Source organism: Deinococcus wulumuqiensis R12, from assembly GCF_011067105.1.
GTDB lineage: Bacteria > Deinococcota > Deinococci > Deinococcales > Deinococcaceae > Deinococcus > Deinococcus wulumuqiensis.
In genome coordinates, this window is sequence record NZ_CP049357.1 from 1,075,872 (window position 1) to 1,087,423 (window position 11,552).

Below are 11,552 nucleotides of genomic sequence, written 5' to 3' on the forward strand. Positions count from 1 at the left end.
AGAGCCTGAACCTGAAATGGGCCTGAGACTGTACGGGGCCTGAAACCGGACAGGAGGACAAAGGGATGACCGACGTACACACCATCGACCTGAACTTTCAGGACACACCGGGCGTCATCGCCGCGTCTGTCTTCGACACGGGCGACGGCCTCGCGCTCATAGACAGCGGGCCGACCTCCACCCTGCCGGCGCTGGAGGAGGGCCTGCACCGCTTCGGGGCCGAGCTGCGCGACCTGCGCCACATTCTGCTCACACACATTCACTTCGACCACGCGGGCGCGGCGGGCACATTGCTCTCGCGGGTGCCCAGGGCCAGGGTGTATGTCCACGAGCGCGGCGCTCCTCACCTGGCCCGCCCCGAAAAGCTGGTGGCGAGCGCCACGCAGATTTACGGCGACCAGATGGAGCGGCTGTGGGGCGAGATGCGCCCGATTGACCCCGAGCGCATGCAGGTGCTTTCGGGGGGCGAGTTCTGGCGCACCGGCAGCGCGGAGATGCGGGCGCTGTACACGCCCGGCCACGCCGTCCACCACCTCGCCTACCACGTGGGCGACGAACTGTTCGTGGGCGACGTGGGCGGCGTTCGTCTGGCGGCGGCGCAGACCCCCCGCGCCCCGACGCCGCCGCCGGACATTGACCTGGAACGCTGGCGGGAGAGCGTGGCGACCCTGCGCGACCTCGACGCCCGGACGCTGCACCTCGCGCACTTCGGCTCCTATCCGCAGGAAGCGCGGCACTGGGACGGCCTGCTGGAGAAGATGGACGTGGACGCCGGCTGGGTGCGGGGTGGCCTGGAAGCGGGACGCGGCTTCGAGTCCATCTCCGAAGAAGTCACCGAGCGGCTGCTGGACGAACTCGCGCAGGAGGGGGCCGAGCTGCCCGCCCGCTACGAGTTCGCCTGTCCCCCCTGGATGAGCGTGCAGGGGCTGATGCGCTACTGGACGCGCAGGGCGGCGCGGCCCGGCACGTCCGGCTGAGTGGCACCCGCCCAAAGACCTTCCCCCACCGTCAAAGGTGGGGCTTTTTCTGACCCGTACAATGGGCCGCGATGAAAGTTCTGGTCATCGGAAGCGGCGGGCGCGAGCACGCCATCGTGGACGCCTGTGCCCGCGCGGGTCATGAGGTGCTGTGTACCCCCGGCAACCCCGGCATCGCGGCGCAGGCCCGGCTGCTCGCCTCGGCGCAGGACGCGCCCGCGCTGGCGGAGCTGGCGGTGCGTGAAGGCGCCGATGTGGTTATCGTCGGCCCCGAGGCGTACCTCGCGGCGGGCGTGGTGGACGAGTGTGAGCGCCGGGGGGTGCCCGCCTTCGGCCCCACGCAGGCGGCGAGTCGGCTGGAGGGCGACAAGGCGTGGAGCAAGGCGTTCATGGTGCGGCGCGGCATTCCCACGGCGGAGCACCGCTCCTTCGACCACCTGGACGCGGCGCTGGGCCACGCGGCGACCCTGACCCCGCCCATCGTGGTCAAGGACGCGGGCCTGAAGGCAGGCAAGGGCGTGACCATCGCCCACACCCCCAGCGAGGCCGAAGCCGCGCTGCGCGAGATTTTTACGCAAGGCGGCGCGCAGGCGGTCATCGAGGACTTCATGACCGGGCAGGAAGTCAGCATCCTCGCGCTGACCGACGGCGAGCGCTACGCCCTGACCCCGCCCAGCCAGGACCACAAGACCATCCATGAGGGCGACACTGGCCCGATGACCGGCGGCATGGGCGTCATCTGCCCCTTTCCGGTCAGCGAGGAGCAGATGCAGGTCATCCGCCGCGACATCGTGGAAAAGACGCTCGCCGGGATGCGGGCCGAGGGCCTGCCCTTCCGGGGCGTGCTGTACGCGGGCCTGATGCTCACCCCGCAGGGACCGAAAGTGGTGGAGTTCAACGCCCGCTTCGGTGACCCCGAGGCCGAGGCGGTGCTGCCGCTGCTGGAGAGCGACCTCGCGCAGCACGCGCTGGACGCGGCGCGGGGGCAACTCGACCCGGCACAGGTGCGCTTTCGCGACGGGGCGAGCGCGGTGGTCATCCTCGCCGCTCCCGGCTACCCCGCCGAGCCGCGCAAGGGGATTGCGCTGGACCTGCCCGCCGACTCGGAGGAAGCGAAAGTGTTTCACGCCGGAACCGCCGAGAAGGACGGCCGGCTGGTGAGCAGCGGCGGGCGCGTGCTGGCGGTCACGGGCCTGGGCGAGAACCGCGAAGAAGCCCTGGAGCGGGCCTACGCGCTGGCTGACCGCGTCGGGTTCGAGGGCGCACAACTGCGGCGCGACATCGGCTTCCGCATCGGGCTGGGAAGCAAGCCGGGCTAAAGGGGGCCTCATCCCTCGGGCCTGCCCTTGCCGTCAGACTGGGGCATGACCAACCGTTACGGTGACGAACCCCTGGGCAAGAGCGTGGAACAGGTGGAGCAGGAAAGCGGCAACCTCGTGAACTCGCCGGTGGAAGGCGAAACCATGCGCCAGCGCGAAACCGCTGAGGCGCTGGTGGTCCCCGCGATTCCCAACGCCAACCAGACCGGCACCCCGGCGGTGGCCGTCAACCCCGGCGCTCTGGTGGACACGGGCAGCGGGGCCGACGACGGACGGGCGCAGTCGGTGTCCGATGGCGAGACAGAGAACGGCTGATTGCCTGGACCGACAGCGGAGAACCTGGGGGCAGCCTGCGCCGGTTGCCCTTTTTCTCTGGCGTTTTCGTTTATGCTGACCGCCGTTTGTGCAGCCTGCCTCTCATCAGGGTATGCGCCGCAAGGAGAGTGAACCGTGCAAAATCCCCCCCAGAACCAGGAGTCCCCTCAGAAACAGGAGTCCCAGCAGAACCAGGCGCCCCAGCAGAACCAGGCGTCTGGGAACCGTGGGTTCTTCATCACCGCCGCCATCGACTACGCCAACGGCGCCCCGCACATCGGGCACGTCTACGAAAAGATTCTGACCGACGCCCTGGCCCGCTACCAGCGCCTCGCCGGGCGCGACGTGACCTTTGTCATGGGCACCGACGAGCACGGCGAAAAAATCAGCAAGGCGGCGGCGAAAAGTGGCGTGACCCCGCAGGAACTGGTGGACGACCTCTCCGAGCGGGCCTTTCAGGGCCTGTGGAAAAAACTCGGCATCAGCTACGACCACTTTATCCGCACGACCTCGCCCAAGCACAAGAAACACGTGCAGGACGTGCTGCAACGGGTCTACGACGCGGGCGACATCTATTTTGCCGAGTACGAGGGCCTGTACTCGGTGGGCGCCGAGCGCTACGTCACCGAGAAGGAACTGGTGGAAGGGCCGGACGGCGTGCGCCGCTTTCCCGGCGACAAGGACCCGCCCGAGCTGCGGCGTGAGGCCAATTACTTTTTCAACATGCAGAAGTACCAGCCCTGGCTGCTGAACACCCTGCAACGCAACCCCGACCTGATTCAGCCCGCCGGCTACCGCAACGAGGTGCTGGAGATGCTGCGGGAGGACATCGGTCCGCTGAGCATCAGCCGCCCCAAGGCGCGGGTGCCGTGGGGCATCGAGCTGCCCTGGGACACTGACCACGTCACCTACGTGTGGTTCGACGCGCTGCTGAGCTACCTGACGCCGGTGGTGAGCCAAGGCCAGAACCCCAACGTGAGCGGGCAGGTGTGGCACGTCATCGGCAAGGACATCCTCAAGCCGCACGCGGTGTTCTGGCCGACCATGCTGCGCGCCGCCGGACTGCCCATGTACCGCCGCCTGGTGGTCCACAGCCACATCCTGGCCGAGGACGGGCGCAAGATGGGCAAGAGCCTGGGCAACGCCATTGACCCCGAGGCGCTGGTGGCCGCGTGGCCGGTGGACGTCATCCGTTACGCGCTGCTGCGCGAGGCGTCGCTGGGGGCCGACAGTCCTTTCGGCGAGGGGGTCATCGTCAGCCGCCTGAACTCCGACCTCGCCAACGACCTGGGCAACCTGCTCTCGCGCACGGTGAGCATGATTCAGAAGTACCGGGGCGGCGCACTCCCGGCGGCAGGCGAACCCGGCGAACGCGAACGCGACATCGAGGCGGCGGCCCGCGCCCTGCCCGGCGAGGTGCTGCGGCTGGTGGACGAGCTGAAAATCAACATGGCGATCGACGCCGCGATGGGCTTCGTGCGCGACCTCAACCGCTACATCGCCGAGTCCGCACCCTGGACCCTCGCCAAGTCGCCCGACACCCAGGCCCGGCTCGACACCGTGCTCTACACCGCCGCCGAGGGGCTGCGCGTGGCGAGCGTGGCCCTCGAGGCCGTGATTCCCACCAAGGCGAAAGAACTGCGCGAGCAGCTCGGCCTGGGCCGCCAGAGTTACCCGCTGGCCCCCGCCTGGGGCCTGACCCCCGCCGGAACCCACGTGCCGGGCGGCCCCGTGCTGTTTCCCAAGCCTGAGCCGAAAGCCCAGGACTCTGCCGCCGCCGCTGCCACCCCCCAGCCCCAAGCCAGAAAAGAGAAAAGGACCATGACCGACGCTGCACCCACCGACAACACCACCCCCGGGAAGAAGCCCGAAGCCGCCGCGCCCGCCCAGCAAGACGGCCTGATTTCCATCGACGACTTTGCCCGCATCGACCTGCGGATTGCCGAAGTGGTGGCCTGCGAAGCGGTGGAAAAGGCCGACAAGCTGCTCAAACTGACCGTGAAGCTCGGTGACGAAACCCGCACCGTGGTCAGCGGCATCCGCAAGTGGTACGAACCCGGGGCGCTGGTGGGCCGCAAAGTGGTTCTCGTCGCTAACCTCAAGCCCGCCAAGCTGCGCGGCATCGAGTCGCAGGGGATGATTCTGGCCGCCGAGGACGACGCCGGAAACCTCGACCTGGTGGGCACCGGGCTGGACCTGCCGAGCGGCACCAAAGTGCGTTAATCGATAGATGCTGGGTGATGAAAAGTCACCCATGAAGCAAAGGCCCCTGGCAAACGCCGGGGCCTTTCTCTATCAACCATCAACCATCAACCATCTACCATCCTCCCTTCCCCCTTCACCCTCTACACTGCCCCCATGCCTTTCGTCATCGTTTCCGGCCTCTCGGGCAGCGGCAAAAGCACGGCGCTGCGGACCCTCGAAGACGCGGGGTTTTTCATCACCGACAACCTGCCGCCCGAACTGTGGGGCGCCATGCACGACCTCGTCAGCGCGCGGGGCATCGAGAACGTGGCGGTCAGCACCGACACCCGCACCCGCGAGTTTCTGGCGGCGCTGGACTCGAGTTATGTCCGGCTGTCGCGCCGCCACGAGAACCTGCGGGTGATTTTTCTGGAAGCCAACGCCGAGGTGCTGCTCGGGCGCTACAACCTCAGCCGCCGCGAGCATCCTCTAGGCGAGACGCTGATGGTGGATTTCGCCCGCGAGCGCGAGCTGCTCGCTCCGTTGCGGGCCATTGCCGACACGGTCATCGACACCACCAGCCTCAGCGCGGCGCAACTGTCCGAACGCATCATGCGCCTCTTCAGGCTCGAACACGCTTTTACGCTGCGGCTGCTGAGTTTCGGCTTCAAGCACGCGCCGCCGCGTGACGCTGATCTGGTGCTCGACGTGCGCTCGCTGCCCAACCCGTACTACGACCCGGCGCTGCGTCCGCTCTCGGGGCGACAGCCGGACGTGGCCGCCTACGTCTTCCGCGACCCCGAGGCCGAGGCCTTCTACGCCGAGGTGCGCCATTTCGTGCAGACGGCGGCGGAGCGGGCGCGGGCCAGCGGGCGCCACAGCTACACGGTGGGCATCGGCTGCACGGGCGGGCAGCACCGCAGCGTGGCGGTGGCCGAGCGGCTGCTGCACGAGCTGCGCGAAAGTGGCCTGGACACCGACCTGATGGACCACCGCGACATGAAAGAGGGCGGCGAATCCGCGTGAGCGGGCCGACCCCCTCTTCCCCGCCCCCTGACCCGGACCCGCTCCCCCGGCCTGCCCCTCTCACCCCGGTCACCCCCCACGCTCTGGAGGACAAAGGCGAAGACCCCGGCCACCCGCCCACGCCGCGCCGCGCCCGGATGTGGCTGGAGCCGGGCCTGGGGGTCAAACGCTGGATTACCCTGTTCGTCTTTTGCACCCTGCTCGGCGCGGTGGCCTTCTTGCACTTCACCTGGACCGGGCCGCTGCACCCGCTGGCGACCAAGTGGATTTTGTGGCTCAACCAGTTCACCCGCCCGGGGATGCTACCGCTCTACGCCACCGGCATCGCGGTGATGCTGCTGGCGCTGGGGGGAGCGCTGTACTCCATCGCCATGATCAGCCGGGCGATGCTGCGCGGCACTGGCACCGCCCCCGAGACGGCGGTGAACGTGCTCTACGAGCGCAAGACCCTCTCACGCGGGATGCGGGTGGTGGCAGTGGGGGGCGGGACCGGGCTGTCGAACCTGCTGACCGGTCTCAAGGCCCACACCAGCAACATCACGGCGGTGGTCACGGTGGCCGACGACGGCGGCTCCAGCGGGCGGCTGCGCGAGGCGCTCGACATGGTGGCGCCCGGCGACCTCACCGACTGCTACGCGGCCCTGTCCGACAGCCCGGTGCTCGCCCGGCTGCTGCTGCACCGCTTCGGGCGCGGCGAGGGGCTGGAGGGGCACACCTTCGGCAACCTGATGCTGGCGACCCTCAGCGAGGAGCAGGGCGGGCTGGGCAGCGCCATGCAGGACATTCACGAGGTGCTCAAGGTGCGCGGGCGGGTCTACCCGGCGACCACGCGCCCGGTCACACTGGTGGCCGAACTCGCCGACGGACGCACCGTGCGCGGCGAGAGCAAGTTTGCCGCGCAGATTGCTCCCTCGCATATCAAGCGGGTGCGGCTGGAACCCGAAAACCCCTCGGCGCTCACGCAGGTGCTCGAAGCGGTCCGTGACGGCGAAATGATCGTGCTGGGGCCGGGCAGCCTGTTTACGTCCATCATCCCTGCCCTGCTGATCCCCGACATCGCCCGCGCCGTACGCGAGTCCCCGGCGCCCGTCGTCTACGTCGCTTCCCTGATGACCGAACCCGGCGAAACCGACGGCCTGAGTCTCAGCGGGCATGTGGACGCCATCACCCGGCACCTGGGGCGCACCCCCGACTGGGTGCTGATGAACAGCGACGCCCTCGACCCCGAGGTGCTGGCCCGTTACCAGGGCGACGGTGCCCAGACCCTGACCCTCCGGGACGCCGGACGCGACCTGCGGGGCCGGGTGCGCTTCGCTTCGCTGGTCCGCAGCGGCACCGCCCGGCACCACCCGAGAAAACTCGCCGAGGCGCTGGTGCAACTCTGGGACGGCGGGCGACGTTTCAACCTGTCGGGGCAGGGCGAAGAGTCGCGGCAGCCCTAGAGCAGTTCTCCGAATTACGCGTGCGTCGGAAACAGCACCGCTACCCGCTCCATTCTCCGTTCTGCTCATCGAAATTCACTCGCTCCGCTCTGCTTCGCAGCTTTGCAAGTCGGACAGAAACGCTGCGCTTTTTCTGTCAAATGCTCTAAAAAACCATGCCGGAAGGTCTCCGACATGGCAGGAAGGAAGACGCTGAAGGCTCATACGGATTCCGCTTAATTCCTGCACAGTCGGGAAAGCGCCGCCTGTGCATCCATATCGCGTAACCCGTATTTTTTCCTACTCGCATCCGCTCGGATTGAATCTGAAACGACCAGATTCAATCGGAATCCGTATTAACCCTTGACCGCCCCCGCCGTCAGGCCGCTCACGATGTTGCGCTGGAAAAACAGCACCAGCAGCAGCAGCGGAACGGTCACGATGACGCTGGCGGCCATCGTCAGGCCAAAGGGCGTTTCGTACTGCGAGGCCCCCGAGAAGTTGGCGATGGACACCGGCACGGTGATGGCGGCGTTGTCCGAGGTGAAGGTCAGCGCGAACAGGTATTCGTTCCAGGCGTTGATGAAGGCGAGCAGCCCGGTGGTCACGATGGCCGGGGTCATCACAGGCAGCAGCACCTGAAACAGCGTCTGCATCGGCGTGGCGCCGTCCACGTAGGCGGCTTCTTCGAGTTCGGTAGGAATCTCACGCACGAAACTGGTCAGGGTCCAGACCGTGAACGGCAGCGTGAAAATCATGTAGCTCAGAATCAGGCCCCACCACGTGTTGTACAGGCCAAAGCCTTTGACCATGGTGTACAGGCCTGAGAGCACCGCAATCTGCGGAAACACGCTGACCGCCAGGATGATGTACATCAGCACCGTCTTGCCCTTGAAGCGGAACTTGCCCAGCGCGTAGGCGGCGAGCAGCGACAGGATCAGGCTCAGGATGACCGTGCCGGTCGCCACCACCACCGAGTTCAGCAGGTTGCGCAGAAAGCCGCCGTTGGTCAGGACCTCGGTGAAGTTGTTCAGGCTGGCCTGGGTGGGCCACCACAGCAGCGCTTCACGCGACAGCTCGCCCGAACCGGTCAGGCTGGTCTTGATGGCCCAGTAGAACGGAAACAGGACGTAAAACAGCACGACGGCGACCACGACCCAGAAGGCTGCCCACGACAGGCCGCGAACCATAGGATTTTTCGAATTCATTCGCAGACCTCCTCAATCGAACTTGACGCGCAGGCTGGTGACGTAGATGGCCGTGAACACCATGATGATCAGGAAAATCAGCACGCTCACGGCGCTGCCGTAGCCGAACTGAGAGTTGGCGATCAGTTCCTGGCGGGCGTAGATGCTCATGGTCATGGTCTCGGGGGCGTTGCCCTTGACGATAAACGGCATGTCGAACACGCGCAGCGAATCGAGCGTGCGGAAAATCAGCGCGACGAGCAGCGCCGGGGTCAGCAGCGGCAGGGTCAGCCGCCAGAATTTCGTCCAGGCCGAGGCGCCGTCCACGTCGGCGGCTTCGTACATGTCGCTGGGGATGGTCTGCAACCCCGCCAGCAGCAGCAGCGCCATAAACGGCGTGGTTTTCCACACGTCCACCGCCACCAGCGCGGCCAGCGCCGTATCGGGGTTGCTCAGGAACGACTCGCCCGCTTGCAGGAAGCCCAGGCTCTGCCCCCACTGGCTGATGATGCCGAAGGAGTCGTTGTACATCCAGTTCCACATCTGCGCGGAAACGACGGTGGGAATCGCCCAGGGCACCAGAATGGCGGTGCGCATCAGGCCCTTGCCCCTGAAGTTGGAGTTGATGACGAGCGCGAAGGCGAGGCCCAGCACGGTTTCGAGCGACACGCTCAGCAGCGTGAATTTGACGGTGTTCCAGACCGACTGCCACCACTCGGGGGTCTGAAGCAGGCCCAGGCCTACACCTTCCTCGGTGGTGAACCAGTAGTTGCCCAGACCGATCCACTTCGGCGCCTCGTCGCTGATGAAGTTGAATTCGGTAAACGAAAGGTAGATGGTCCGCAGCAGCGGATACCCGGCGACGGCGGCGAGCACCAGCAGCATGGGAATGAGCATCAGCACGGCGGTGCGCGAGCGGGACTTTTCCAGGCCGCGCATCTTGACGGGTGGGCGGGGGGGGGTCGTGGTCATCCGGGTCTCCGTGGGTTGAGGAAAAAAGCGCCCGCCGCCGGGGGGCAGGGGCGCTCGGGAACGGAAGAGAGCGCAGGCTCTCCCCTGGCCGCTTACCAGCCGCGTCCCTTGATGCGGGCGAGCTGGCCTTCGAGGGTCTTGAGGGCGGGGCCAGGGGCGCTCTTCTTGGTCAGCACGCTGTAGACGGCGCTGGAAAAGGCGTCACTGACCTGGTTGTACTTGCTGCCCGTGACGGTGGCGGGGCGGGCCACCGCGTTGGTGAAGACGTTGTAGAGGCTGCCGAAGAAGGGCACGGCCTTGAGTACGTCCTTGTCCTTGTACAGCGAGGCGATGGTGGGGTTGTAGCTCGCCTGCACCGCGCGGCGCTTTTGCTCCTGCAGGCCGGTCAGGTAACGCACGAGGTCGGCGGCTTCCTTCTGGTTTTTCGAGTAGGCGTTGACTGCCAGCTGCCAGCCGCCCAGCGTCGCGGCGGGCTTGCCGCCGGTGCCCGCAGGCAGCGCCGCGACGCCGATTTTGCCCGCCACCGCGCTGCCCTTGGCCTGCCCCGCCGCGTAGGCGTAGGGCCAGTTGCGCATGAACGCCGCGTTGCCCGCCTGCCACACGTTGCGGGCTTCTTCCTCGCCGTAGGTGGTCACGGCGGCGGGGGCGACGGTGCCCACCAGTCCCTGAATGGTGCGCAGGGCCTCGACCGCCTTGGGGTTGTTCACGGTGATTTTGCCACTGCTGTCCACGATGGAACCGCCGCCGAAGGAGCTGATCCACTCCAGCGCGTCACAGGTCAGGCCCTCGTAGTTCTTGCCCTGAAAGACGAAGCCCACGAATTTGGGATTCTTCTTGCGCTCGCCCGCCTGGATTTTCTGGGCCATGGTCGCCAGTTCGTTCCAGGTCTTGGGGGCCGACTTGTAGCCGTACTTCTTGAGCAGGTCGGTGCGGTAGTACAGCACGCCCGCGTCGGTGAACCAGGGCATGGCGATGAGCTTGCCGTTCACGGTGTTGTTCTGCACGATGGCCGGGAAGTGCGCCTTGACTTCGGCGGCGGGAATGGTCTTGCTCAGGTCGGCGAGGTGCTGACCGATCAGGCCGGGCCACACCACGTCGATCATGTACACATCCACGTCGGCGGACTTGGCACCGAGCTGCTGCTGGTACAGGGCCAGACGTTGGTCGGTTTCCTTGGGCACCTGAATCAGCTTGACGGTGTTGCCCGTCTTTTTGGCCCAGGCGTCGGCGCCCTTCTTGCACTCGTTGAAGCCCTGCCCCACCGAGTCACAGGCAAAGGTCAGGGTCGCGGCGCCGGCCTGAGAAGCGGCGGCGAGGGTGACAGTCAGACCGAGAATGGCAGCAATCTTGTTCATAGTTCTCCTTGAGGCAGGGGCCCGCGCCTCTTTCCTCCAAGAAATCGGAAGCGGTTCCAACCCGGTGCAAAATCTTTGGTTAATGCAGGCTACACCTCAGGCACAGGGGTGTCAATTCTCCGTCAGGCCGAGAAAGTACCGTCCAGTACGCAAAAATACGATTCTCCGGCAACTGAAACGATTCAGGCAGTGCAGACTGGGGATGAAAACGGTGAGCCGTGGGACAGACTCGGCTGGTCAGGACAGCAAAACAGGCACCCGAAGTTCGTTCAGGTGCCCGCTGTCAAGCTCTCCGTCTCAATCGCCGTCGCCGTCTCCCCTTTCTGTGCCGCCTTCAGCGCCGAAGGTCGCCGCCAGTCCACGCACCAACTGGTCGCGCTCGGTCGCCGTCAGCCGGGCCTCGGGGTGCAGGGGCAGATAGGTCTTTTCCGGCATCTCGCCGCTGCGGACCTGCCCGGCGGCTTCGTCGGCCTCGCGGCCAAAACCGGGCACGTTGACGTTGAATTTGCTGCGGCCCTCGTCCACATGCTTTTGCACCAGCCACGACACCGGGGCGACGCTGGAGTACCAGGGCCACCGGGTCTGGTTGCTGTGGCAATCGGCGCAGGCGCGGTCAAAGAGGGCCTGGGTCTGCGGGCTGTCCCACTGCGGCCCGGCCTGCGCGGGCGGGTTGGCGTGGGCGCGGCCATAGGGCACGAGCTGCGCGAGGACGAAGGCGGCGGACAGAAACAGTTTGGGGAGAACGGGTCATGACGAAACCTCCAGCGCAGTCAGGGTGAGGGAGCGGCGGGCCACG

At 66.6% G+C, this 11,552-nt stretch carries 10 protein-coding genes; 6 read left to right on the plus strand and 4 right to left on the minus strand.

The window, feature by feature from the left end:
- Positions 1–65: 65 nt before the first annotated feature.
- The 6 genes from G6R31_RS05435 (at position 66) to G6R31_RS05460 (ending at position 7,263) form a co-directional block, all read left to right on the plus strand.
- Positions 66–977: an MBL fold metallo-hydrolase gene (locus G6R31_RS05435; RefSeq protein WP_017870437.1), complete on the plus strand. Its 912-nt coding sequence runs from the start codon at positions 66–68 to the stop codon at positions 975–977.
- A gap of 71 nt (positions 978–1,048) precedes the next feature.
- Positions 1,049–2,296 carry a phosphoribosylamine--glycine ligase gene (purD, locus tag G6R31_RS05440; protein ID WP_017870438.1) on the plus strand — a complete coding sequence of 416 codons (1,248 nt, stop codon included), beginning with the start codon at positions 1,049–1,051 and terminating at the stop codon, positions 2,294–2,296.
- Positions 2,297–2,341: 45 nt separating this feature from the next.
- Entirely contained in the window at positions 2,342–2,611 is a 270-nt protein-coding gene (locus tag G6R31_RS05445) for a hypothetical protein (protein WP_017870439.1), read from the plus strand.
- A 237-nt stretch (positions 2,612–2,848) separates the two neighbouring features.
- Positions 2,849–4,834 (plus strand): methionine--tRNA ligase, encoded by a 1,986-nt coding sequence (metG, locus tag G6R31_RS05450; RefSeq protein ID WP_229659277.1) that lies wholly within the window; start codon positions 2,849–2,851, stop codon positions 4,832–4,834.
- A 135-nt stretch (positions 4,835–4,969) separates the two neighbouring features.
- Complete coding sequence (rapZ, locus tag G6R31_RS05455; protein WP_017870441.1) at positions 4,970–5,821, plus strand: RNase adapter RapZ; 852 nt, start codon at positions 4,970–4,972, stop codon at positions 5,819–5,821.
- A gap of 137 nt (positions 5,822–5,958) precedes the next feature.
- The gene (locus G6R31_RS05460) at positions 5,959–7,263 is read left to right on the plus strand and encodes a YvcK family protein (protein ID WP_025566987.1); all 1,305 of its coding nucleotides are present in this window, start codon (positions 5,959–5,961) and stop codon (positions 7,261–7,263) included.
- 335 nt (positions 7,264–7,598) lie between these two features.
- On the opposite strand, the gene G6R31_RS05465 is transcribed toward G6R31_RS05460, so the two are convergent.
- The 4 genes from G6R31_RS05465 to G6R31_RS05480 all read right to left on the minus strand — a co-directional run bounded on the left by G6R31_RS05465 (position 7,599) and on the right by G6R31_RS05480 (position 11,488).
- Entirely contained in the window at positions 7,599–8,450 is an 852-nt protein-coding gene (locus tag G6R31_RS05465; protein ID WP_025568046.1) for a carbohydrate ABC transporter permease, read from the minus strand.
- A gap of 12 nt (positions 8,451–8,462) precedes the next feature.
- On the minus strand, positions 8,463–9,401 hold the full coding sequence (locus G6R31_RS05470; protein ID WP_025568044.1) for a carbohydrate ABC transporter permease: 939 nt from the start codon (positions 9,399–9,401) through the stop codon (positions 8,463–8,465).
- A gap of 92 nt (positions 9,402–9,493) precedes the next feature.
- A complete protein-coding gene (locus G6R31_RS05475) occupies positions 9,494–10,756 on the minus strand; it encodes an ABC transporter substrate-binding protein (protein ID WP_017871595.1) in 1,263 nt (420 codons plus the stop codon).
- Positions 10,757–11,053: 297 nt separating this feature from the next.
- Entirely contained in the window at positions 11,054–11,488 is a 435-nt protein-coding gene (locus tag G6R31_RS05480; RefSeq protein WP_051056518.1) for a heme-binding domain-containing protein, read from the minus strand.
- Positions 11,489–11,552: the final 64 nt, after the last annotated feature.

Bases quoted from the DNA above. Each gene is read 5' to 3' on its own strand.
- G6R31_RS05435 (WP_017870437.1), top strand. From the start codon at position 66: ATGACCGACGTACACACCATCGACCTGAACTTTCAGGACACACCGGGC.
- purD (WP_017870438.1), top strand. From the start codon at position 1,049: ATGAAAGTTCTGGTCATCGGAAGCGGCGGGCGCGAGCACGCCATCGTG.
- G6R31_RS05445 (WP_017870439.1), top strand. From the start codon at position 2,342: ATGACCAACCGTTACGGTGACGAACCCCTGGGCAAGAGCGTGGAACAG.
- rapZ (WP_017870441.1), top strand. From the start codon at position 4,970: ATGCCTTTCGTCATCGTTTCCGGCCTCTCGGGCAGCGGCAAAAGCACG.
- G6R31_RS05460 (WP_025566987.1), top strand. From the start codon at position 5,959: ATGTGGCTGGAGCCGGGCCTGGGGGTCAAACGCTGGATTACCCTGTTC.
- G6R31_RS05465 (WP_025568046.1), bottom strand. From the start codon at position 8,450: ATGAATTCGAAAAATCCTATGGTTCGCGGCCTGTCGTGGGCAGCCTTC.
- G6R31_RS05470 (WP_025568044.1), bottom strand. From the start codon at position 9,401: ATGACCACGACCCCCCCCCGCCCACCCGTCAAGATGCGCGGCCTGGAA.
- G6R31_RS05475 (WP_017871595.1), bottom strand. From the start codon at position 10,756: ATGAACAAGATTGCTGCCATTCTCGGTCTGACTGTCACCCTCGCCGCC.